At 68.4% G+C, this 23,337-nt stretch carries 20 protein-coding genes; 11 read left to right on the top strand and 9 right to left on the bottom strand.

The window, feature by feature from the left end:
- A complete protein-coding gene (locus ACO2Q1_RS05510; protein WP_423328540.1) occupies window positions 1–1,152 on the bottom strand; it encodes a polysaccharide biosynthesis/export family protein in 1,152 nt (383 codons plus the stop codon).
- Window positions 1,153–1,397: 245 nt separating this feature from the next.
- On the opposite strand from ACO2Q1_RS05510, the gene ACO2Q1_RS05505 reads away from it, so the two are divergent.
- Window positions 1,398–3,083 (top strand): gamma-glutamyltransferase family protein, encoded by a 1,686-nt coding sequence (locus ACO2Q1_RS05505; protein WP_423328539.1) that lies wholly within the window; start codon window positions 1,398–1,400, stop codon window positions 3,081–3,083.
- Window positions 3,084–3,132: 49 nt separating this feature from the next.
- On the opposite strand, the gene ACO2Q1_RS05500 is transcribed toward ACO2Q1_RS05505, so the two are convergent.
- Window positions 3,133–4,593: a sensor histidine kinase gene (locus ACO2Q1_RS05500; protein ID WP_423328538.1), complete on the bottom strand. Its 1,461-nt coding sequence runs from the start codon at window positions 4,591–4,593 to the stop codon at window positions 3,133–3,135.
- Between the two features lie 61 nt (window positions 4,594–4,654).
- On the bottom strand, window positions 4,655–5,383 hold the full coding sequence (locus ACO2Q1_RS05495) for a TVP38/TMEM64 family protein (protein WP_423328537.1): 729 nt from the start codon (window positions 5,381–5,383) through the stop codon (window positions 4,655–4,657).
- 111 nt (window positions 5,384–5,494) lie between these two features.
- Here ACO2Q1_RS05495 and rpmH point away from each other — a divergent pair, with 111 nt between their 5' ends.
- From rpmH to yihA, 4 genes are read left to right on the top strand one after another with little or no spacing between them, the layout of a single operon-like run.
- The gene (gene rpmH, locus ACO2Q1_RS05490) at window positions 5,495–5,629 is read left to right on the top strand and encodes a 50S ribosomal protein L34 (RefSeq protein ID WP_013268133.1); all 135 of its coding nucleotides are present in this window, start codon (window positions 5,495–5,497) and stop codon (window positions 5,627–5,629) included.
- 55 nt (window positions 5,630–5,684) lie between these two features.
- Complete coding sequence (rnpA, locus tag ACO2Q1_RS05485; RefSeq protein ID WP_423328536.1) at window positions 5,685–6,122, top strand: ribonuclease P protein component; 438 nt, start codon at window positions 5,685–5,687, stop codon at window positions 6,120–6,122.
- On the top strand, window positions 6,119–7,948 hold the full coding sequence (gene yidC, locus ACO2Q1_RS05480; protein ID WP_423328535.1) for a membrane protein insertase YidC: 1,830 nt from the start codon (window positions 6,119–6,121) through the stop codon (window positions 7,946–7,948). Before rnpA ends, yidC begins: the two co-directional genes overlap by 4 nt.
- On the top strand, window positions 7,949–8,590 hold the full coding sequence (gene yihA, locus ACO2Q1_RS05475; RefSeq protein WP_423328534.1) for a ribosome biogenesis GTP-binding protein YihA/YsxC: 642 nt from the start codon (window positions 7,949–7,951) through the stop codon (window positions 8,588–8,590). It abuts the gene before it with no gap.
- Between the two features lies 1 nt (window position 8,591).
- Here the strand turns inward: yihA and ACO2Q1_RS05470 are convergent, their stop codons facing one another.
- Window positions 8,592–9,131, bottom strand: coding sequence for a hypothetical protein (locus tag ACO2Q1_RS05470; RefSeq protein WP_423328533.1), 540 nt, complete (start codon window positions 9,129–9,131; stop codon window positions 8,592–8,594).
- A gap of 114 nt (window positions 9,132–9,245) precedes the next feature.
- Between ACO2Q1_RS05470 and ACO2Q1_RS05465 the strand changes: the two genes are divergently transcribed.
- Window positions 9,246–9,461, top strand: coding sequence for a hypothetical protein (locus ACO2Q1_RS05465; RefSeq protein ID WP_423328532.1), 216 nt, complete (start codon window positions 9,246–9,248; stop codon window positions 9,459–9,461).
- Between the two features lie 5 nt (window positions 9,462–9,466).
- Here the strand turns inward: ACO2Q1_RS05465 and ACO2Q1_RS05460 are convergent, their stop codons facing one another.
- Entirely contained in the window at window positions 9,467–10,318 is an 852-nt protein-coding gene (locus ACO2Q1_RS05460; protein WP_423328531.1) for a glutamate racemase, read from the bottom strand.
- Window positions 10,319–10,468: 150 nt separating this feature from the next.
- Here ACO2Q1_RS05460 and ACO2Q1_RS05455 point away from each other — a divergent pair, with 150 nt between their 5' ends.
- Window positions 10,469–12,652, top strand: a complete 2,184-nt coding sequence (locus tag ACO2Q1_RS05455; protein WP_423328530.1) for a M3 family metallopeptidase — start codon at window positions 10,469–10,471, stop codon at window positions 12,650–12,652.
- Between the two features lie 70 nt (window positions 12,653–12,722).
- Here the strand turns inward: ACO2Q1_RS05455 and ACO2Q1_RS05450 are convergent, their stop codons facing one another.
- Window positions 12,723–13,037, bottom strand: a complete 315-nt coding sequence (locus tag ACO2Q1_RS05450; protein ID WP_423328529.1) for a UrcA family protein — start codon at window positions 13,035–13,037, stop codon at window positions 12,723–12,725.
- A gap of 141 nt (window positions 13,038–13,178) precedes the next feature.
- Window positions 13,179–15,932 (bottom strand): phosphoenolpyruvate carboxylase, encoded by a 2,754-nt coding sequence (gene ppc, locus ACO2Q1_RS05445; protein WP_423328528.1) that lies wholly within the window; start codon window positions 15,930–15,932, stop codon window positions 13,179–13,181.
- Between the two features lie 420 nt (window positions 15,933–16,352).
- On the opposite strand from ppc, the gene ffh reads away from it, so the two are divergent.
- The 3 genes from ffh to rimM all read left to right on the top strand — a co-directional run bounded on the left by ffh (window position 16,353) and on the right by rimM (window position 19,256).
- Window positions 16,353–17,876, top strand: coding sequence for a signal recognition particle protein (ffh, locus tag ACO2Q1_RS05440; protein WP_423328527.1), 1,524 nt, complete (start codon window positions 16,353–16,355; stop codon window positions 17,874–17,876).
- A 26-nt stretch (window positions 17,877–17,902) separates the two neighbouring features.
- Complete coding sequence (gene rpsP / locus ACO2Q1_RS05435) at window positions 17,903–18,475, top strand: 30S ribosomal protein S16 (protein WP_423328526.1); 573 nt, start codon at window positions 17,903–17,905, stop codon at window positions 18,473–18,475.
- A 253-nt stretch (window positions 18,476–18,728) separates the two neighbouring features.
- The gene (rimM, locus tag ACO2Q1_RS05430) at window positions 18,729–19,256 is read left to right on the top strand and encodes a ribosome maturation factor RimM (RefSeq protein WP_423328525.1); all 528 of its coding nucleotides are present in this window, start codon (window positions 18,729–18,731) and stop codon (window positions 19,254–19,256) included.
- A 22-nt stretch (window positions 19,257–19,278) separates the two neighbouring features.
- Here the strand turns inward: rimM and ACO2Q1_RS05425 are convergent, their stop codons facing one another.
- The gene (locus ACO2Q1_RS05425) at window positions 19,279–19,455 is read right to left on the bottom strand and encodes a YegP family protein (RefSeq protein WP_292086132.1); all 177 of its coding nucleotides are present in this window, start codon (window positions 19,453–19,455) and stop codon (window positions 19,279–19,281) included.
- 180 nt (window positions 19,456–19,635) lie between these two features.
- On the opposite strand from ACO2Q1_RS05425, the gene ACO2Q1_RS05420 reads away from it, so the two are divergent.
- Window positions 19,636–20,367 (top strand): glutathione S-transferase N-terminal domain-containing protein, encoded by a 732-nt coding sequence (locus ACO2Q1_RS05420; RefSeq protein WP_423328524.1) that lies wholly within the window; start codon window positions 19,636–19,638, stop codon window positions 20,365–20,367.
- Between the two features lie 7 nt (window positions 20,368–20,374).
- On the opposite strand, the gene polA is transcribed toward ACO2Q1_RS05420, so the two are convergent.
- Window positions 20,375–23,257, bottom strand: coding sequence for a DNA polymerase I (gene polA, locus ACO2Q1_RS05415; RefSeq protein ID WP_423328523.1), 2,883 nt, complete (start codon window positions 23,255–23,257; stop codon window positions 20,375–20,377).
- Window positions 23,258–23,337: the final 80 nt, after the last annotated feature.

The following is a 23,337-nucleotide window of genomic DNA, read 5'->3' as shown; positions in this document are numbered from 1 at the left end:
TCAGTTGCCGGCCACCGTGCCGGCGACGCGCACGTCATAGGCGATGCCGGTGATCGAGCGGACGAAGTCGAAGAACTTCCGCATCTCCGCCGCAGTGGCGAGGGGCACGAAGACCACGTCGTCGGGCTGGATCAGCAGATTGTTCGCGACGAAGACCCCGGCGGGTTCGGCCATATTCACCCGGTAGATGACCGGCACGCCCTTGGAGGTCGCGGGGGCCTGAGCGCCGGCCAGGGCGGCGACCTCGGGCCGTTCGTAGCGGAAGACCAGCACCGAACGGGCGTTGCCGGAGATCGGATTGACGCCGCCGACCTGGGTCAGGGCGCCGGTCAGGGTCAGGTCTCCCGCCGGCATTTCGGTCTGGGTCACGCGGGCGGTCGAGCCGAAGCTGGAGAAGCGGCGCGGCGTGTAGACGAGGTTGATCTGGTCGCCGCGACGCAGGCGCACGTTTTCATCGAAGGTCGACAACACCCGGCGCAGCGGCGCCTGATAGGTCGCGCCCGCACGGTTGACGGTGACGACGATGTCGTCCGGGTTGCGGGTCGGTCCGCCGGCGGCGGCGATGGCGTCCAGAAGATTCTCGGCGCCCGGCTGGACCGGAGCGCGGCCGGGAGTCTTCACCTCGCCCAGAACGATGATGCCGTTCGCGGGGCTGTCGGCCACGGTGACGATGGCCTGGGGATTTGCGACCTTGCCGCGCAAGCCCCGCACCACGGCGGCGGCGGCCTCTCGCGCCGTCAGGCCGGCGACCCGGACCGTTCCGCCGAACGGAATGGCGATGGTGCCGTCACGATCCACGACCAGGGCGGGCAAGGTCTGATTGCCGGCGGATGGACCGGAGGCGCCGCCCGACGAACGTCCGCCGAACAGATTTCCGCTTGGGTCGTAGATCGAGACCTCGAGTTCGTCGCCGACGTTGATGATGTCGGCCGAGCCGTTGTTGGCCAGAACCGCCAGGCTGGCGTCGGCGGCGGGCGGCGCCTGCCGAATGCGTTCACTCAGCGCGAAATCCACCTCGATCACATCGTAGGTCAAGCCGCCGGCGGGCAAGCCGGCGTTCCGATCGATCGACCGACCGCTGGGCGCGTCGGCCGGCAGGCTGGAGCAGCCGACGAGCAGGGCGGCGAGGGCGACGAGAGGAGCCGAACGCATGATCTGAACAGTCCGTAGGCGAAGAAGACGGCTGCTGATTAGCCTGTTTTCCGAGGATGATACACGGGTTTCTTGAGCGCTTCGGGCTTGGCCCCGACCCGTCGGCGGTTTAGGCCAGACGTCGCCGATCCGTCACCGTCCTCCCCAGAAATGACGTTCCGATGATGTCCAGACGCCTCCGCTTCCCTTTTTTGTCTCATGCCGCGGCGCTGGCGCTGGTCCTTGGGGTCGGAGCGTGCGCCGCGATGTCCGAGGCGCCGGCGCGGTCGTCCGCGACCGAGGTCGGCGTATCCGCGCCAGAGACACCGGCGGCGCGAGGCCCCTTCGTCGCGGCGGCCAATCCCCTGGCGGTTCAAGCCGGACTCGATGTCCTGGCCCGAGGCGGCTCCGCGGTGGATGCGGCTGTGGCGATCCAGGCGGTGCTGGGACTGGTCGAGCCCCAGTCGTCCGGTCTCGGCGGCGGCGCCTTCATGATGGTGTTCGAGGCCGATACCGGCGAGATCACCGCCTATGACGGGCGCGAGACGGCGCCGTCGGCGGCGACGCCCGAGCTGTTCTACGAGAATGGTCGACCTCTGCCGTTCGGCGACGCGGTTCTGTCCGGTCGATCGACCGGCGCGCCGGGCGTGGTGGCCATGCTGGACATGGCGCAGAAGGCGCACGGACGCCTGGCCTGGAGCGAGCTGTTCGGCGCGGCCGAGGTTCTGGCGCGCGACGGTTTCGTGGTCAGTCCGCGGCTGGCGGGCATGATCGCCCAGCCCCGAGGCCAGGCGCGCTCGCCCTGGGCCACCGCCTATTTCACCAAACCCGACGGGACGCGATATGTCGCCGGCGACGTGTTGAGGAACCCGGCCTACGCCGACACCGTGGCGACCCTCGCCCGCGAGGGCGCCGGCGCCTTCTACAGGGGCCGTATCGCCGAGGCGATCGTGGCGACCGTGCGCGAGGGGCCCAGACCCGGCGCCCTCAGCCTGGAGGATCTGGCCGCCTATCGTCCGGTCGAGCGCGGCGCCCTGTGTCGGCCGTTCCGGGTCTATGTCCTGTGCGCCCCGCCTCCGCCGTCCAGCGCCGTGGCCGTCCTGCAACTGATGGCGATGAGCGAGTATGCGCCCGACCTCGCGTGGGGGCCGGAGAACGGGGCGGCCTGGACCGCCTTCGCCCAACTGCAGCGCCTGATGTACGCCGACCGTGATCGCTATGTCGGCGACCCCGGATTCGTGGGTGTTCCGGTTCAGGGTCTGCTGGATGCCGACTATGTCGCGGAACGCGCCGCCCTGGCGCCCCGACTGACCGGCGCGGCCCAGGCCGGCGATCCGCCCGGCGGGGTCTTCACCGGGCCCGACGCCACCCGCGAACCGGCCGGGACGAGCCATTTTGTCGTGGTCGACGCCGCCGGAAACGCCGTCTCCATGACCACCACGGTCGAGAGCATCTTCGGTTCGGGGCGGATGGCGGCGGGCTTCTTCCTGAACAACCAGCTCACGGACTTCTCCTTTACGCCGACCCGGCCCGACGGCGGCGCGGCGGCGAACGCCGTGGCGGCGGGAAAGCGGCCGCGCAGCTCGATGTCGCCGCTGATCATCCTCGATGCCGAGGGCCGGCTGGTCGGGGCCATGGGGTCGCCGGGCGGATCGTCCATCCTGGCCTATAACGCCAAGGCCCTGATCGGGACCCTGGTCTGGGGGTTGCCGGTGCAGGCGGCGTTCGACCTGCCCAATCTGGTGGCGCGAGGCGACGGATTCGGGGCCGATGCGGAGCGGTTCAGCCCGGCCCTGACCGAGGACCTGGCGGCGCGTGGGGTTCGGATCCAGCCCAACACCTCGGAGAATTCCGGTCTGCACGGCGGCCTGTGGCGGCAGGGCGCGGACGGGCGCTGGGGCTGGGACGGCGGGGCGGACGACCGCCGCGAGGGGCAGGCCCGCACCCAGTAGAGCCTGATCGGTAGAGGTGGACGCGGTACGTCCCAGGATCGGGCGACGTTCAGTCCTGGAGGGGCAGGCGCAGTTCGAACACCGTGCCCTGCGGTCCGGTCTGGACCAGGCGCAGGTCGCCTCCATGGTTGGCGGCCAGCTCGCGCGAGATCGTCAGTCCCAGGCCGGTGCCGTCGGACGACTTGCCGCTGACGAAGGGTTCGAACAGCCGCTCTGACAGACGCGGCGGGATGCCGGGCCCGTCGTCGGCGATCCGGATGGCGACATCCGAGGCCGTCACGTCAGCCGACAGGCGAACGGAACCCCGGCCGCGCCGGACGCCGCGCGTCAGGTCGCCCTCGATCGCCTGACGGGCGTTGCGCATCAGGTTGACCAGAATCCGGTGCAGCTGGTCGGGATCCGCCTGGATCGACAGCCGGGCCGGAAGCGATTTGACCAGGCGAACGCCGTCGCGTTCCAGACCGGCGTCCTCGGCCGCCGCTGTCGCCGCCGAAGCGAGGGCGATGCGGGCCAGGACTGGAGGCGGCTCTTCCGACTTGCCGTAGTCCAGCACGTTGCGGGTCAATGCGGCGGCGCGGCCCAGGGCGCGTTCAAGACGCGGCATGGCCTTGGCCACCTGTGGGTCGGCGGAATCCGCCAGCCGTTCCGAGGCCATCTGGGCCGAGGTCAGCATGTTGCGCAGGTCGTGGTTGATCTTGGCCACCGCCTCGCCGAGGGCCACAAGGCGGGAGCGTGCGCGCAGCGACTGGCGCACCTCGTCCTGCATGCGCGCCAGTTCGCGCTCGACACGGCCAATCTCGTCCTGACGGTCCGACGGCGTGGCCGCCACCGTTTCCGGGTCGGCCGCGAAACCCTCGATGGACCGGGTCACGCGACGCAGGGGTTGGAGCACAAGATAGGACAGGCCGGCGTAGAGCAGGGCGCCCGCCGCCAGCGACACCACCAGCGAGACCAGCAGGCCGTTTAGAAGAAAGGCGCGCAACTCGAGCTTCAGCGGCTCGGCCGGGGCGACAACGTCGATGAAGTCGCCGGAGCGGTATCGCGGCCGGTCACGCACGCGGATGGATCGGTCCGGCGGCCCGAACAGGGTGCGCACGGGGTCCCAGAGCCGGGCGGTGAGACTGGGCCGGCGCAGATCGATGAAGTCGGGCGCGCGAGGCAGGTCCGGTGCTCTCAGCAACTGACGCAGCACGCCCTGATCGCTGATCGCGACAGCCGAAACCCCGCCGATGCGCAGCAACTGCTCGGCGGTGTCGTCGTCGACGGCGTTATAGGGCAGGGCCTCGACGCCCACGGAGGCCAGCTCCGCCGCCTGGAGGCGATCGGTCAGCCACTGCTCATGGAAGGACGCGGCGTTCGGGCCCGTGATCAGCAGCCAGACCGCTACGGCGAAGGCGGTCGTCAGCACCAGAAGGCGCGAGGACAGGCCGTCCGGCGCGTGGGGCCGTCGGGCGGCCAGCCGTCCCAGACGGTCCTTCAGGCCCTCGATATGCACCGCGACGGGGTTCATGGTCCCCGCATCGCAAGCTTCGGGCCGGGGATCAATCGTGAGCGGGCGGTGTGCAGCGAGGTCACGGGCGTCGGACCTTGCGGGCTTCGATCGCCGCCTGGAGCGTCTTGAGCATGAAGGGCAGGACGACCGCCAGGACGAAGACGCCCAGAAGCGGCGCCCAGAACTGCGCGAACAGGGCCTGGACATCGGGGTCCGGATCATCGGCCAGGAGGGCGTTAAGTCGGGCGCCGATCCAGCAATAGATGGTGTGGGCCGGCAACAGGCCGATCACGGTGGCCAGGGAGTAGGGAACCAGCCGCACCCCCATGACGCCGGCGGCCACATTGATCATGTGGAAGGGGACGACGACCGCCAGGCGCGACGCCAGGACATACCAGAACGTGTCCTTGTCTATGGCGGCGCAGACCTTGGCCATCAGGCCGCCGTTGCGGTCGGCCCGGTCGCGCAGGGATCGCCCGAGCGCCGAACGCGCCACGCCGTAGACGATCAGGGCGCCCAGGGTGGCCGCGATCGAGGTGGAGACGCCGCCCACCCAGGGGCCGAACAGATAGCCGGCGGTGATGGTGACGAAGAAGACGCCGGGCACGACGCTGGCCGTCAGGATCGCGAAGATCGCCATCGTCAGCACGAGGCACAGGAGATAGTTGTCTTCGGCGAAGGCGCGCAGCGCTCCGCCGTGCTCACGCAGCGTGTCGAGCGACAGATATCGGTTCCAGCCCATGCCGAAGATCAGGGCGATGACGGCCGCGAGAAGGATCAGGGGACCGAAACGCCGGATGAGGCTCATGAGTGCTCCAGCGTTGACAGGCGCGGCCTCCGCCCTTATACGCCCGCCCTTCCTGCGGCGGACGCCAATCCTTGTCCGACCCGCTCCACCTTTTTGTCTCAGGAGCCGACCGTGAAGCGGACCTATCAGCCGTCGCGACTCGTGCGCAAGCGCCGTCACGGCTTCCGTTCGCGGATGGCCACCAAGAACGGACAGAAGATCGTTGCGCGTCGTCGCGCCAAGGGCCGCAAGAAGCTGACCGCCTGAGCCGGTCGGCTCCGGGTCGTCGGACTTGCCGCCTGATGCGTCTGGAAGCAGGCGCATGACGGATTCCCCGAAAATCCATCGCCTGGTATCGCGGCCCCAGTTTCTGGCGGCCGCGAAAGGCGTTTCCCAAGCGCGCGGCGCCGTCGTGGTCCAGGCCTTGCGGCGCGAGGACGGATCGGACCACATCGGCGTCGGCTTCACCGCCACCCGCAAGATCGGCGGCGCCGTGGTGCGCAATCGCGCCAAGCGTCGGCTGCGAGAGGCCGCGCGGCGGCTTCTTCCCCTTCATGGACGCCCGGGCGACGACTATGTGCTGATCGCCCGCATGGGCACGGCCGACCGTGACTGGGAACGTCTGCTTGACGACGTGCGATCGGCGCTTACAAGGCTCGCGACCCCGCCGGGGCCGACCGCCGAGGCTCGGCGCGGCCCCTCCATTTCCGGCCCCGGAGCCCAGAGCTCCGCCGCCGCCCAGGACGACGGAACCGAATGAAACCCGACAATACCCGCAACACGGTGATCTTCGTCGTGTGCATGGTGGCGATCCTGATCGGCTATCAGGTCTTCGTCCTGGGGCCGCAGGCCGAGAAGCGTCGCGCCGAGCTGGCCGCCCAGGCGCCCGCCGCTGAAAAGATCGCCGAGGGAGACGTCGCCGTTGGAGCTTCGGCGACACCGACAGGAACCGTCTTCATCACGGACCGGACCCGGGCCCTGGGCTCGGCCGCGCGGGTGCCGATCAAGAACCCGATGGTCGAGGGTTCGCTCTCGCTACAGGGCGGCCGGATCGACGACCTGTATCTGAGCACCTATCGCGAGACCCTGGCCAAGGATTCGCCGGCGGTGGAGCTGTTCCGGCCCGTGGGGATGGAGCACGCCTATTTCGCCCAGTTCGGCTGGCGCGGCGCCAATATCGCCGGGGGGGTTCCCGGCCCCAACACTGTCTGGAGCCTGACCCAGGGCCAGACCCTGACCCCGACCACGCCGGTCACCCTGACCTGGGACAACGGTCAGGGGCTGCGCTTCACGCGGGTGGTCTCGATCGACGACCAATATGTCTTCACGCTCAAGGACACGGTCCAGAACCTGGGGACCCAGGCTATCACCCTGGCCCCCTATGGCCGGGTCGAGCGCCAGGGCGTGCCGGAAACCCTGGGCAAGAACCAGATCCTGCACGAGGGCGGCATCGGCGCGTTCGGCGACGGCGAGAAGTACGTCTCCGAACAACTGAAGTACAAGGACTGGGCCAAGAAGCCGCGCGAGGATTTCGCCTCGACCGGCGGCTGGCTGGGCATCACCGACAAATACTGGATGGCGGCCCTGATCCCGGATCAGGCCGAGAAGATCCAGGCCCTGTTCCGCGTCACCGACGCCGCCCAGGACATCCATTCGGCCGAGTTTCTGGGCGAGCCCCGCACCGTTCAGCCGGGCGGCCAGATCGTCGAGACCCAACGCCTGTTCGCCGGGGCCAAGCGCAACGAGATCCTGTCGGCCTATGAGAAGTCGCTGAATCTGCCGCGCTTCATCTATGCGATCGACTGGGGCTTCCTGTTCTTCCTGACGCGGCCGATCTTCCTGCTGGTGGAGTTCTTCTACGGCCTGGTCGGCAACTTCGGCGTGGCCATCCTGCTGCTGACGCTGACGATCAAGCTGATCATGTTCCCGCTGGCGAACAAGAGCTACGAGAGCCTGTCCAAGATGCGGAAGCTCCAGCCGCAGATGGAAGCCATCAAGGCCAAGCACAAGGACGAGCCGGCCAAGATCCAGCAGGAGACCATGGCCCTGTATCAGCGGGAGAAGATCAATCCGCTGGCGGGCTGTCTGCCGATCCTGGTCCAGATCCCGGTCTTCTACGCCCTGTACAAGGTGCTGTACGTCACCATCGAGATGCGGCATGCGCCCTTCTTCGCCTGGATCGAGGATCTGTCGGCGCGCGACCCCACGAACATCTGGAACCTGTTCGGCCTGATCCCGTGGGATCCGGCGACGGCGCCGCTGATCGGCGGCCTGCTGTCCGGCGCCGGCTCCGGCTTCACCCTGGGCCTGTCGGTTCTGGCGATTTTCTACGGCTTCACCATGTGGCTGCAGACGGCGATGAACCCGCCGGCGCCCGATCCGGTCCAGCGTCAGATCTTCCAGCTGATGCCGATCGTCTTCACCTTCATCATGGCCGTCTTCCCGGCGGGTCTGCTGATCTACTGGGCGTGGAACAACATCCTGTCGATCGCCCAGCAGTATTTCATCATGCACCGCTTCGGGGCCGAGAATCCGATCGACGATTTCATCGCCCGGCTGAAGGGCGAGAAGAAGAAGGCCGCCTAGTTGGACGACTACGATCCCGAGGAGATCGAGGCGGGTCGCCTGCTGTTCGCACGGCAGGCGACCTTCGTCATGGGCTGCGCCAAGATCGAGCAACTGCCCGATCCCGATCTGCCCGAGATCGCCTTCGCGGGACGGTCGAATGTCGGCAAGTCCAGCCTGATCAACGGGCTGGTCGGCATGCAGAAGCTGGCCCGGGCGTCCAACGAGCCGGGCCGGACGCGCGAGGTCAATTTCTTCGATCTGGACGGCAAGCTGCGGCTGGTCGATCTGCCCGGCTATGGCTGGGCCAAGGCGTCGAAGGCGACGGTGAAGAAGTTTCAGGATCTGGGTCGCGACTATCTGCGCGGCCGTGTGACCCTGAAGCGGGTGTATCTGCTGATCGACGCCCGCCACGGTCTGAAGAAGGTCGATGACGAGGCGCTGGATGCGCTCGATCTGGCGGCCGTCTCCTATCAGATCGTCCTGACCAAGGCCGACAAGCTGAAGAAGGGGGAGGGCGAGGTCATGCGCGAAAAGACGCTGAAGGCCGTGTCCAAGCGCCCGGCCGCCTATCCGGCGGTGGCCCTGACCTCGTCGGAAAAGGGCGACGGCCTGGCCGAACTGCGAGCCGAAATCCTGCGCACGACCGGCGTGCAGCCGTAGTTCAGTCGGCGGCGGGTTCGCCGTGCTGGATGAAGCGGACGAGGCGATCGAACTGGATGGTCATGACGCCGTCGACGCCGTCGGCGAAGGCGCCCATGCCGGGGCCGCGGACCACATAGGACATGACCAGGTCTTGGCCGCGGTCGCCCCCGCTCCAGCCTATGGACAGGTCCGCCTGCGTAGCCCTGCCCTTGAGCGGCCCCAAGGGCGCATTGAGCCGGACACCGGTCTTCGGGTCGGCCTCGACGACGCGGCCGTGTTCAAAGACGCCGCCGTTCACATTGGCTTCGCAGAAGCAGCCGCCGGGTTCGAGCTGGATCGACATATTGGCGGCGTCGCCGCTGTAGGTGTGGGCGCTGTCCCACCATCGGCCGACGTCGCCCACGGCCCGCCAGGCGAGTTCACCTGATCCCGCCAAGGCGACGGCGCGGCGCAGCACGAAATGATCCGCTCCTCGCTCCACCACCTCGGCGGATGCGAGACTGGGCATGAGGGCGGCGAAGACGAAGGCGGCCCTGACGGCGATCCGGTTCGAGGTCATGAAGGTTCTCCCGGCGCGCAGGGAACGACCGAAGCGGCCCGGCGTCAATCGGCGCCCTTGTCGAGAACGGGCGGCGACCTCAGGTTCCGAGCCAACAGCTTGTCGGAGACGCCTATGACCGCCCCGATTCCGCCGGAAGGCCCCGGCCAATGGACCCTTCTGCAGGACATGTTCGGCCGCCAGATGTGGCAGCAGGATGAGGTCGCCGGGCCGGACGAAATCCTGAGCCGGTTTGTGATCGTCAATCCGCCGGAGATCCTGACCTATGACACCTTCGACGAGGCCGAGGTTATGTTCGAGGCGCTGAACGGCGATCCCGCCGACACCTGAGCCGGTCAGGCCGGGTCGAACACCAGGGGGGCGCCCCAGAACTGGCTGACGAGGTCGGTCTGGGGGCCGGCCTTGCCGGTGGTCAGGAAGTCGCGACGGCCCGCAGCTCCGAGCTCATACTCGCCGTGACGCTGGAAATAGCGTTCCAGGGCGTCGGCCACGGCGGTCGGCTGATGGATCACCTTGGCGCCCGACGGCAGGGCGGCGGCGAAAAGGTCGGCGACGATTTCATAGTGGGTGCAGCCCAGGATGGCGGTGTCCGGGTGGCGGCCGATACGACGGCGCAGGGCGTCGACATGCTCGTCCACCACGACCTTGAGCTCTTCGGGAGAGGCGCCGAGTTCGATCAGCCCGGCCAAGCCGGGGCAAGGTTCGGAGAAAACGGCCAGATCCTCACGCCGCTTGTCGATCTCGATCTCATAGACGCGGCTCATGGCCGTGGCGGCGGTGCAGAAGACGCCGGTGACGTCTATGGCCTCGATCTTGTCGCCCTTGCGGTCCGCCTCATAGGTCCAGGGCAGGCCCGTGGCGGCCTCGATGGTGGGCACGATGATGCCCAGCACATTGACGGGGCGGCCGAGCCGTTCGCGCACCTCGGGAATCCAGGTCTGCTGCAGACGACGCAGGGCGATGGCCGAGGCGGTGTTGCAGGCCAGGACGACGACGCTGGCCCCCGCCTCGAACAGGCGCTCGCAGCCGACGCGGGTCAGCTCCACGATCCGCTCCCCGGCCAGGCCGCCGTAGGGCGCGTGAGCCTGATCGGCCAGATAGATGAAGTTCCGTTCGGGAAACCGCCGGGTGAGTTCGCGGTGAACCGTCAGTCCGCCCACGCCGCTGTCGAAAACGCCAATCGCCATGCGGGTTCGATTAGCCGATCCGGGGCGGGCGCGTCGCGGCAAATCCGCGCAAAGTCGGCGTTTCCAACGGAATATTACGCGGCGTTCATGTGACGACGGCGCGACACGGGCATAGGAAGGCTTAACCCAGATATTCATCCGGAGCCCAAGATGCATCGACGCCAGCTTCTCATCGCCGGAGGCAGCCTGATGGCCCTTTCGGCCTGCGCCACGACCACGACCGGCCCCTCGGGCGCCTCAGGCGCCTCGGGAGCGTCAAGCCTGGCCGCCGACGCCGCGATCGCCCGCGCCGTCCTGCCGGTCCAGACGCCGCGCGCCGAACTGCTGCAGGAATGGACCGGGCCCTATGAGGGTGTTCCGCCCTGGGACAAGGTCACGGCCGACAAGCTGAAGGCCGCGATTCTGGAAGGGATCGAACTGCGCCGGGCGGAATATCTGGCCATCGCCAACAACCCCGACGCCCCGACCTTCGCCAACGTCCAGGTCGCCATGCAGATGGCCGGCGAACCCCTGGGCCGCGCCATGAGCCTGTTCGGCGTCATGACCGGCAATATCGGCTCGGCCGATTATCAGGCGGTGCAGCGCGAGGTGTCGCCCCTGCTGTCGGCGGCCGGCGACGAAGTGACGTTCAACGAAAAACTGTTCGCCCGGGTCAAGGCCGTGGCCGACGGGGCGCGGGCGGCCGGGCTGACGGCCGAGCAGACCCGGATCGCGGAACGCAGCCGCGACAGTTTCGTGCGTAGCGGCGCGGCGCTGGACGCCGGCAAGAAGGCGGAGCTGGGCCGGATCAACACAGCCCTGGCCAACGCCTTCACCAGCTTCGGCCAGAAGGTGGTCGAGGACGAAAAGACCTGGACCCACATCCCGAACGAGTCGGGCGTGGCGGGTTTGCCCGAGTCCAACAAGGCGGCGGCGGCTGCGGCGGCGCGTGCTCGCAACCTGTCGGGCTGGGCCATCGTCAATACCCGTTCCAGCGTCGATCCGTTCCTGACCTTCGCCGATGATCGGGGCACGCGCGAGACCGTCTGGCGCGCCTTCGTCAACCGGGGCGACAACGGGGACGGGAACGACACCAACACCGTCATCGCCGAGATCGTGAAGCTGCGTGACCAGCGGGCCAAGCTGCTGGGTTATCGCAACCATGCCGAACTGCGGATGCAGGACACCATGGCCAAGACGCCGGCGGCGGCGATGGAGCTGATGGAGCGTGTCTGGGCCCCGGCCAAGGCGCGGGTCGCCGAGGAGGTGGCCGACATGAAGGCACTGGCCGGGCACGACATCGAGCCGTGGGACTACCTCTACTACGCCGAGAAGGTGAAGAAGCAGAAGTACGACCTCGATCAGAACGAGCTGAAGCCCTACTTCGAGCTGAACAACGTCAAGCGCGGCGCCTTCTACATGGCCGAGCGCCTGTACGGCTTCACCTTCACCCCGGTGGCGCGCGGGTCGGTTCCGGTCTTCCACCCGGACGTCGAGGTGTTCGAGGTCAATGAGAAGACGACCGGCCGCAAGGTCGGGCTGTTCTATTCCGACGACTTCGCCCGCACCGGCAAGCGTTCGGGCGCGTGGGCGACCTCCTATCGCGGCTATTCGACCTATGACGGTCCGAAGAACGTGCTGTCGTCGAACAACAACAACTTCATCAAGGCGGAGGCGGGTCAGCCGCTTCTGATCTCGCTGGACGACGCCGAGACCCTGTTCCACGAGTTCGGACACGCCCTGCACTCGCTGTCGTCCCAGGTCACCTATCCGGCCCTGGCCGGCACGCCGCGCGACTACGTCGAATATCCGTCCCAGGTGCATGAGCACTGGGTGCTGTCGCGGCCGATCCTGGACGGCTTCATGAAGCATGTGGAGACCGGCCAGCCCATGCCTCAGGCCCTGGTCGACAAGATCGAACGGGCGTCCACCTTCAACCAGGGCTATGCGACGGTCAGCTACCTGTCCTCGGCCATCGTGGACATGGACCTGCACACCCAGGCGACGCCGCCGACGGACATCGACGCCTTCGAGCGCCAGAGCCTGGCGCGGATCGGCATGCCGAAGGAGATCGTGATGCGGCACCGGCTGCCGCAGTTCAATCACCTGTTCACGTCGGACGCCTATTCGGCCGGCTACTACAGCTATCTGTGGTCCGAGGTCATGGACGCCGACACCTGGGCCTATTTCGAGGCCTCGGGCGACGTGTTCAATCCGGATATCGCCCGCCGTTACAAGGCCATCATCCTGGCCGAGGGCAACACCACCGATCGCGGAGAGGCCTATCGTCGTTTCCGCGGGCGCGATCCGGACGTGGCGGCCCTGCTGAAGGTGCGCGGCTTTCCCACCGCCTGACCAAGACATCTGAAAACGACGACGGCCCGGAGATCGCTCTCCGGGCCGTTTTCGTTCCGGCTGCGGGCGATCACAGGTCGAGACGACGGGCGCTGGATTGGGCGTAGTCCTGGCGAGCGGCGACGGGCAGGCGGGCCAGGGCCTCTTCCCGGAACGTCGCGCGGCAGTCGGCGCGGCCGGCGACGCTGGGCCCGGTCACGGTGCGACAGGCCTGGGAGGCCGCGCGGGCGATGCGGGCGTCCAGCGCCCGGGCGCCGGCCGTCGATCCCAGGTCGAGATCGCCGAAGGCGATGCGGGCGATCGGGGGCTCGGCCGGAGCGGCTGAGGGGGTCGGCAGGGGAGAGGTCGCGGCCAGGGCGGCGGCGATGAGGGCGAGCACGGTCATGGCGGGGTTTCCTTGAGGACGTCGCCCGGTTCGGCGACGCATCCAGAAATGGCCGCGCTTCTTTGCCGCCCTGTGTGCGGGCCGCGGCGAAATCGGGGCGCCCGTTTAAATCGACGTCATGACCTTTCGGTCATGTGCGGCTCAGCCGCTGTTGCGCAGTCCGGCCGCCACGCCGTTGATGGCCAGAAGGATGCCCTCGCGTACGCGGGGGTCGTCGTCGCCGGCCCGACGGCGGCGGATCAGTTCGACCTGTACGTGATTCAGCGGCTCGACATAGGGCATGCGCAGGCGGATCAACCGGTCCAGTTCGGGCTGGCCGCCCAGCAGTCGATCCTGGCCGGTGATGGCGAGGACGGCCGCCTCCGTGCGGTCGAACTCGGCCTTGAGCGCGCCGTGGATCCGTGCGGCCAGGGAAGCGTCGGGGACGAGGGTGGCGTAGCGACGGGCGATGGTCATGTCCGCCTTGGCCATGATCATCTCCATGTTCTGGATCAGGGTCCGGAAGAAGGGCCAGCGTCGTCCCATGGTCTGCAGTTCTTCGAGGTCGACGCCCGATTCCCGCACCTCGGCGACCGCCGAGCCGAAACCGAACCAGCCCGGCAGCATGACCCGGCTCTGGGACCAGCTGAACACCCAGGGAATGGCGCGCAGATCCTCGATGCGGGTCGAGGCCGTGCGCGACGCCGGTCGGGAGCCGATCTTCAGTTCCGACAGTTCGGCGATCGGGGTCGCGGCGCGGAAGTAGTCGACGAAGCCCTCGGTCTCATAGACCAGCTTGCGGTAGGCGCTCATCGAAGCCTGCGACAGGGCGGAGGCCGTCTTGCCGTGACGGGCGGTCAGCTCGTCGTCCGGCGGCGGCGCGAGCGAGGCGATCAGGGTTCCGGCGGTCAGGGCGTCGAGGTTGCGCCGGGCCACGCCGGGCTCGCCGTATTTGTTGGCGATGACCTCGCCCTGTTCGGTGATGCGGATGCGCCCGGCCACCGTGCCCTTGGGCTGGGAGACCACGCCGGCGAAGCTGGAGCCGCCGCCGCGTCCGACGGCGCCGCCGCGACCGTGGAAGAGCTGAAGCTTCAGCCCGTGCGCCCGGGTGACGTCCAGCAGGGCGCGGGACGCCTCATGCAGCTCCCAGGTCGAGGTCAGGTAGGAGCCGTCCTTGTTCGAATCCGAATAGCCGATCATCACCTCCTGCACGCCCCGCGCTCGGGCCACGGCCATGGCGGCGGGCTCCTTCAGCAGGCGTTCCAGCGTCGGCCTGGCGGCGCGCAGGTCGTCGATGGTCTCGAACAGGGGGGCGGCCTGGATCGGGCATTCGCCGGGCGCGTCGGGGCGATAGAGGCCGACCTCCTTGAGCAGAAGATACACCTCGAGCAGGTCCGAGGCCGCATCGGTCTTGGAGACGATATGGGTGCGGATGGCCTGGGGGCCGAACGTCGCGAGCGCCTGGGCGGCCGCCTGAAGGATGGCGCGCTCCTTCAGGGTTTCTTCGGCGTAGGCGGCGTAGGGGTTGAACAGGGGACGCGCCGAGGCGAGTTCGGCGGACAGGAGGGCGATGCGCGCCTCCTCGTCGAGAGCGGCGTAGTCGCCAGCGACCCCGGCGACGCGGAGCAGATCCGCCACCACCCGTTCGTGCACGTCGGCGTTCTGGCGCAGATCCAGCGTGGCCATGTGGAAGCCGAAGATGTCCACTGCCGTGATCAGATGGGCCAGGCGATCGTCGGCGAAGGCCTCGCCGTGGCGGCTGACGAGGCTGTCCTGGAGAATGGCCAGTTCGGCGCGGAACACATCGGGCCCGGCGTAGGGTTCGGCCGGGAAGCGCGCCGGACGCGGGGCCGGCAGGCCGGTCAGCGACTGATGGGTCGCGGCCAGTCGGGCGTAGATTTCGGTCAGGGCGCGTCGATAGGGCTCGTCGGCGCGATGCGGGGAATCGTCCTCGGACGCGCCGGCGAGGGCGGCCAGTTCCGGCGTCACCTCTGCGAGGGAGGCGGACAGGCTGAGCTCGGCGCCGAGGGCGTTCACTTCCTCCAGATAGAAGCGCAGCACCGCGCGGGCGGACGTGGACATGGCGGCGGCGAGCGTCGAGGCGTCGACATTGGGATTGCCGTCACGATCTCCGCCGACCCAGGCGCCGACGCGGATGAAGGGTTGGAGATCTGGGGCGTCCAGCCGACGCCGCCAGTCGGCCAGCTGCTCCGGCGCCACCTTCAGGAAGATGCGTTCCAGGAAGGAGACGACGGTGTCGATCTCGTCCTGAACGACGAGGCCGGCGCCGCGCACCAGCCGGGTCGACCACAGGATCACCGTCTGGCGGCGCAGGCCGCGTTGAAACGCCTCGGGCGAACAGGCCGGGATGGCGTCGGCGCCGGCGGCGTCGCAGGCGTCCAGCAGGTCGGAGACGGCGGCGATCCGGTCGATGACGCTCTTGCGCCGGACTTCGGACGGGTGGGCGGTCAGGACCGGAGAGATCAGGGCGTCGGCCAGCAGCGCGCGGGCGTCCGCCGGGGTCTTGCCGGCCGCGGCAAGCCGGGCCAGCGCGCCCTCCAGGGTGTCGGCGCGGGCGCTGCCGGGATCCAGCGCCGCCAGGGTCTGGGTCTGGGCGCGGCGTTTGCCGGCCCGGTCCTCGGCGATGTTGGCCAGCAGGGAGAAGACGGCGAAGCCGTGGGCCAGGCCGACCGCCTCATCCAGATCCAGTTCGGTCAGCAGCCGCTCCAGCCGCTTGGCCGGGTGGGAGGCCGGGTCGCGGTGATAGGCCACCGAGGCCTGACGCACCGCCTCGATCTTGTCGTAGAGGGCCTGTCCGCCCTCATCGCGAATGACCTCGCCGAGCTGGGCGCCCAGCAGGCGCACCTCGTCTCTCAGGCGATCATCGGCGGCGGGGGAGTCGGGAGCAGGCGACATGCGAAAATCTTCCAGCGGGGAGGCGGGACATCAGGTGAAGACGGGTGTCCCGGTTACGTCAACGCACGAAACGTGTCACGCGGCAGGGCGGACCGATGCCTGGCTGATAATTCGTTCCATGTGACGGCGTCCGATGAACGGGCGCGGTATCGATCAGTCTCGGGCCATCGACCTGTCCTGCGCTTGTCTTGGAGGGGGTTTTCCGTCATAAGCCGCCGCTTCCGACGCAATTGATCCTGCGTCTCCACCATCACGACCCCGGTCTGTGCCGGACGAGGATGGCGAGAACCCTCTGCCGACGTGATCGTCGCCAGAGGTCGTTTCGCTATGGAGACCAGTTCCAGCGAAGGATTTGGTGGCCCGTTGTTCTGGATTCAGGTCGTCCCGACCTGAAGCGAAAATGGGCTGACGAGGTAGTGAATGTTCGAGGCTCTGAACGAGCGGCTGACAGGCGTCTTCGACCGGATCACCGGGCGCGGCGCCCTGTCCGAAAAGGACGTCGCCGAGGCGATGCGCGAGGTGCGCGTGGCCCTGCTGGAGGCCGACGTCGCCCTGCCGGTCGTCAAGGACTTCATCGCCTTCGCCACCGAACGGGCCACCGGCGAAGAGGTCATCCGCTCGGTCAAGCCGGCCGACCAGGTGGTCAAGATCGTCTATGACGGCCTGATCGAGATGCTGGGCGGCGAGGAGCCGGTCCCGCTCAATACCAATGCGACGCCGCCGGCCGTGGTGCTGATGGCCGGTCTGCAGGGCTCGGGCAAGACGACGACCTCGGCCAAGCTGGCGCTGCGTCTGACCAAATTCGATCGCAAGAAGGTCATGCTTGCGTCCCTCGATACCCGGCGTCCGGCGGCCATGGAGCAGCTGGCCACCCTGGGCAGGCAGATCGAGGTCGCCACCCTGCCGATCGTGGCGGGCGAGAGCGCGGTCCAGATCACCAGGCGGGCCCTGACCTCTGCGAAACTCCAGGGCTTCGACGTCCTGATCCTCGACACCGCCGGCCGCATCACCCTGGACGAGGGGCTGATGAACGAGGTGGCCGAGGTGGCCGCCATCGCCAGGCCGGTGGAAACCCTGCTGGTCGCCGACAGCCTGACGGGTCAGGACGCGGTCCGCACCGCCAAGGCCTTCCATGAACGTCTGCCCCTGACCGGCCTGGTCCTGACCCGCGCCGACGGCGACGGTCGCGGCGGCGCCATGCTGTCGATGCGGGCCGTCACGGGCCTGCCGATCAAATATCTGGGCGCGGGCGAAAAGGTCGATGCGCTGGATGTGTTCGACGCCCGTCGCGTCGCCGGCCGCATTCTGGGGCAGGGGGACATCGTCGCCCTGGTCGAGAAGGCCAGCCAGGAGCTGGACCAGTCCAAGGCCGAGGCCATGGCGCGCAAACTGGCCAAGGGCCAGTTCGACATGAACGACCTGGCCGCCCAGTTCCAGCAGATGCGTCGGATGGGCGGTCTGCAGGGGATCATGGGCCTGCTGCCCGGCGTGGCCAAGATGAAGAACCAGATGGCGGACAGCGGCGTCGACGACCGCATGATCGCCCGCCAGGAAGCCATCATCAGCTCCATGACCAAGGCCGAGCGCAAGAAGCCCGACCTGCTGAACGCCAGCCGCAAGAAGCGCATCGCCGCCGGCGCCGGGGTCGAGGTTCAGGACATCAACCGCCTGCTGAAACAGCACCGCCAGATGGCCGACATGGTGAAGACCATGGCGCGCGGCGGCCCCAAGAAGATGCAGCAGATGGCCGCCATGCTGGGCGGTCTCGGCGGGGGCGGAATGGGAGGGCCGGACATGGCCCGCCTGAAGGCCATGGGCGGGGGGCGGATGCCCGAACCCTCGGCCGACGAATTGAAGGCTGTCCAGGACCGGCTCGCCGGACTGGGCGGCGGACAACTGCCGGGAGGTCTGCCGGGCCTGCCCGGACTTCCCAAGAAAAACTGATCTGACTTCCTAGAAAGAGACTGAAAATGCTGAAGATTCGCCTGTCCCGCGGCGGCGCCAAGAAGCGCCCTTACTACCACATCGTCGTCGCCGACTCGCACGCCCCGCGCGACGGCAAGTTCATCGAGAAGGTCGGCAGCTACAACCCGATGCTGGCCAAGGACGCCGCCGAGCCGCGCGTCAAGCTGAAGGTCGAGCGCATCGCCGAGTGGCTGGGTAAGGGCGCCCAGCCGACCGACCGCGTGGCCCGCTTCCTGTCGCAGGACGAGACGCTCGGCGCCAAGGTGAAGTGGACCCAAGGCAACAACCCGAAGAAGGGCGAGCCGGGCAAGAAGGCCCAGGAACGCGCCGCCGAGCGCGCCCAGCGCGAAGCCGATCGCGCCGAGGCTGAAGCCGCTGCCAAGGCCGAGGCCGCCGAAGCCGCCGCCCGCGCCAAGGAAGAGGCCGCCGCCGCCGCCGAAGCCGCCAAGAACGCTCCGGCCGAAGAGGCCGCGGCCGCTGAGGAGGCTCCCGCCGCTGAAGCCGAGGGTTCGGCCGAGGTCAGCGTCGAAGAGGCTCCGGCCGAAGGCGCCGCCGAGGAAGAAAAGACCGAGGGCTGAGGCCTTCGAAACCGGCTGGGGCCGGATCGGATCACGGAAAGCAGCGTCCTCGCGGACGCTGCTTTTCTGTTGTGCGCCGCGCTTCCCTTCGATCCCGTCACCCCCGGGCTTGTCCCGAGGGCCTACGGTTGGGTAGTCACGCGCGGCGAGAACGTGAGTTGGCGCCTGTCCTCGCTTCGAACGCGAGGCGGGTGGAAGGATGGGCCCTCGGGACAGGCCCGAGGGTGACGGGTTTATCGAGGTTCGCTCGCTCATGATCCAGGACAACAAACTCGTGCTCGTCGGCCAGGTCGGCGGCGCCTTCGGGGTGCGGGGCGAGGTCAAGGTGACAGCCTATACCGCCGAGCCCATGGCCCTGATGGATTATGGCGTCCTGTTGCGGGCGGACGGCTCGGTCGGTCTGACCCTGACCGCGGCGCGGCCGGACAAGAAGGGCGTCGTCGGGCGGGCCAGGGAGGTCGCGACCAAGGAACAGGCGGACGCCCTGCGCGGGTTGAAGCTGTTCGTGCCGCGAGACCGGCTGCCCGAGCCGGACGAGGACGAATTCTATCTGACGGACCTCATTGGCCTGGAGGCGCGCGATCCGGCCGATACGGTGCTGGGGACCGTCAAGTCGGTTCAGAACTTCGGCGCGGACGACATGCTGGAAATCGCGCCTGCGGCGGGCGGGCCGACCTGGTATCTGCCCTTCACGCGAGAGGCGGCCCCCGAGCTGCACATCGCCGAGGGCTGGCTGCGTGTGGTGCGGCCGACGGAGATCGGCGAGCGGGAGCCGGACTGAGGCCGGCCCCCGAAGCGCCGGATCAGCTGTTGTCTTCGACGGGCGCGTCCGGCCCGTTCTTCTTGATCGAGTCGATGGCGTTCTGGGCGGAAGCCTTGGAGGCGTAGCCCTCGGTCGAGAACATGGTCTCGGAATTGTACTTGAAGCGGACCCGGAATTCGCCGGCCTTGTCCTTGTAGATTTCGAACTTGTGCGCCACGGGGCGACCTCCTGCATGCGTCCGCCGGGGATGCGGACCACGGCCAAGCTGGCCAGACGAAGGGCGGGCGTCAACCAGGAAACGACCGGAGCCGGGGCCGCGGACCACACGGGGGCGTGAGCGGCGCTTGACGCCCTTGCGACCGGTTCCGACATGCGGGGCCAACCCGCCGAGGACCCCATGACCGATCTCTCCGCCTTTCCGATCACCCGCCAGTATCCGGCGCAGCATCCCGACCGGCTGCAGCTCTATTCGCTGAACACGCCCAACGGGGTGAAGGCCTCGATCATGCTGGAGGAGGTGGGCCTGGCCTATGAGCCGCATCTGGTCGACATCATGAAGAACGAGACCTGGACGCCGGACTATCTGTCGCTGAACCCGAACGGGAAGATTCCGGCGATCCTCGATCCGGACGGTCCGGGCGGAAGGCCGCTGGCCCTGTTCGAATCCGGCGCCATCCTGATCTATCTGGCCGAGAAGACCGGCAAGCTTTTGCCGCTGGATCCAGCCGAACGCTATCAGACGATCCAGTGGGTGATGTGGCAGATGGGCGGGCTGGGGCCGATGTTCGGCCAGCTGGGCTTCTTCCACAAATTCGCCGGGCGGGACTATGAGGACAAGCGGCCGCGCGATCGCTACGCCGCCGAAAGCCGCCGTCTGCTGGGCGTGCTGGAGACACGTCTGGGCGGAGACGACGGCCAGGGTCGGGACTGGATCGCCGGCGAGGGCGAGCGCGGGTCGTATTCGATCGCCGACATCGCCAGCCTGGGCTGGGTGCGCAACCTGATCGGCTTCTATGAGGCGGCCGAGATCGTCGGTTTCGACGACTTCCCGCGCGTCGCGGCCTGGCTGGAGCGCGGTCTGGCCCGGCCGGCGGTGCAGCGGGGACTGAACATCCCGGCGAAAGGCTGATCCGTCGTCAGTGCGCCTCGTCCCAGTTAGGGGCGGCGCGAGCATCGACGTCGAGGGGCACCGTCAGGGCGACGGCCGGTTCGGCGGCGCCCGACATGACCTGACGGATCAGGGGGATGACCCGTTCGGCCTCGGCCTCGGGGGCCTCGAACACCAGTTCGTCGTGCACCTGCAGCAGCATGCGGGTCTCAAAGCCGCCGTCGGCGAGCGCGCTTGGCATACGCATCATGGCGCGGCGGATGATGTCGGCGGCGGCGCCCTGGATGGGGGCGTTGATGGCCGCGCGTTCGCCGAACTGCCGCTCGGCGCCGGACTTGGAATGGATGGCGGGGATGTGGATGCGGCGGCCGAACAGGGTCGAGACATAACCCGCCTGTTTCACCTCGGCCTTGATGCGATCCATATAGTCGCGGATGCCGGGGAAGCGCTCGAAATAGGTCTTGATGTAGGCCCCGGCCTCGCCCTGGTCGATGCCGAGCTGGGCGGCCAGGCCGAAGGCGGAAATGCCGTAGACGATGCCGAAGTTGATGGCCTTGGCGCGGCGGCGGGTCTCGGCGGGCATGCCCTCGACCGGGACGCCGAACATCTCGGAGGCCGTGGCGGCGTGGATGTCCAGCCCCGCCTTGAAGGCGCGCTTCAGCTCGGCGATGTCGCCGATATGCGCCAGCAGGCGCAGCTCGATCTGGCTGTAGTCGGCCGAGATCAGGACATGGCCGGGCGAGGCGATGAAGGCCTGGCGGATCTGGCGGCCGATCTCGTTGCGGACCGGGATGTTCTGGAGGTTGGGGTCTGAGGAGGCGAGGCGGCCGGTGGAGGCGGCCGCCAGTTGATAGGACGTATGCACCCGGTGGGTCGCGGGATCGGCGGCGGCGGCCAGGGCGTCGGTGTAGGTGCCCTTGAGTTTCGACAGCTGACGCCAGTCCAGGATGGCGCGCGGCAGGTCGTGGCTGGCGGCGAGGGTCTCCAGGGTGGCGGCGCCGGTTTCCCACTGGCCGGTGGCGGTCTTCTTGCCGCCCGGCAGATTCATTTCGCCGAAGAGCAGTTCGCCGATCTGTTTCGGGCTGGAGATGCCGAACGGGCGACCGGCCAGTTTCTCCGCCTCGGTCTCCAGCTCGGCCATGCGCAGGCCGAACTCGGACGACAGCCGGGTCAGGCGGTCGGGATCGACGCGGATGCCGGCCAGCTCCATCTGGGCCAGGACGGCCGGCATGCCGCGCTCCAGCGTCTCATAGACGGTCAGCAGCCTTTCGGCGGCCAGGCGAGGCTTGAGAAGGCGCCACAGACGCAGGGTGACGTCGGCGTCCTCGGCGGCGTAGGTCGTGGCCGGGGCCAGTTCGACGTGCTTGAAGCTGAGCTGCTTCTTGCCGACGCCCGCCACCTGTTTGAACGGGATCGGGTCGTGGCCGAGGTGAAGGCGCGACAACTCGTCCATGCCGTGGCCGTGCAGGCCGCCCTCCAGCACGTAGGAGATCAGCATGACGTCATCGATCGGCGCGACCGCGATGCCCCGACGGGCCATGACGGCGATGTCGTACTTGCCGTTCTGGACCACCTTGAGGACCGACGGGTCCTCCAGCAGGGTCTTGAGCCGGGCCAGGGCGGTCGGCTTGTCGATCTGGACGAGGGGCTCGCGCGCCTCGACCGGCTCGCCGAAATCCAGCCCGCCTGCGCCTTCGACCGGGGCGTGCTCGTGGGTCAGGGGGATGTAGACCGCGTCATTGGCCCCCAGCGCCAGGGAGACGCCGCACAGGCCGGCGTGGCTGGAGGACAGGGCGTCGGTCTCGGTGTCGAAGCCAACGACCCCCTGGGACCTTGCCCGGCCGAGGAAGGCGTCCAGCTCCTCGAGCGTCTGGACGCAGCGATAGGCCGAATGGTCGAAGGGCTGTTTGGCGACATCGGCGGCGACGGGCTGGGGCGCATGACGGTGGCCGGCCACCGGCGCGGTCAGGGGCGCCGGGCGGGGACGCGACAGCAGGGAGGGCCCGGCCGGATCGGACGCCGCCATCGATCCGCCCCCGCCGACCCTGCGGGCCAGCGAACGAAACTCCATCTCGTCGAGGAAGGCCGAGAGGGTGTCCGCGTCGGGATCTCGCACGACGAAGTCGGCGATCGGCTCGGGCGCCGGGGCGTCGCAGGTCAGGGTGACCAGCTGGCGACTGAGACGGATCTGGTCGGCGTATTCGATCAGGGTCTCACGACGCTTCGGCTGTTTGATCTCTCCCGCGCGAGCCAGCAGGGTATCGAGGTCGCCGAACTCCTGGATCAGCTGGGCGGCGGTCTTGGGACCGATGCCGGGGGCCCCGGGCACGTTGTCGACGCTGTCGCCGATCAGGGCCTGAACCTCGATGACCTTGTCGGGGGTGACGCCGAATTTCTCGAACACAGCCTCCTCGGCCAGGACGCGGTCTTTCATCGGGTCGTACATGACCACGCCGTCGCCAATCAGCTGCATCAGGTCCTTGTCGGACGAGACGATGACCGCCTGCCCCCCCGCCTCGCGCGCCTGGCAGGCATAGGTGGCGATCAGGTCGTCGGCTTCGTAGCCGGGCAGTTCGACGCAATGGACGCCGAAGGCGGCCGTCGCCTGGCGCACCAGGGCGAACTGGGGCACCAGATCCTCGGGCGGCGGCGGGCGGTGGGCCTTGTAGCCGTCGTAGAGGTCGTTGCGGAACGTCTTCTCCGAATGGTCGAAGATGGCGGCCAGATGGGTCGGGCCGTCCGCGCCCTTCATGTCGCGCAACAGCTTGAACAGCATGTTGCAATAGCCCTGGACCGCCCCGACCGGCAGGCCGTCCGACTTGCGCGTCAGGGGCGGCAGGGCGTGGTAGGCGCGGAAGATGTAGGCCGAGGCGTCGATCAGCCAAAGGCGAAGAGGTGCGGGCTCGGTCATGTGGCCAGCATAGAAGGCCAAGCGCCCGCCGTCATGACGTTCGTCGCAAACAAAAGGCCCCGGCGGATCGCTCCGCCGGG

This window comes from Brevundimonas sp. VNH65 (genome assembly GCF_049445955.1).
Taxonomy (GTDB): Bacteria; Pseudomonadota; Alphaproteobacteria; order Caulobacterales; family Caulobacteraceae; genus Brevundimonas.
Note: the sequence above shows the minus strand (reverse complement) of the source record. Positions and strands in the feature narration are given on the sequence as shown.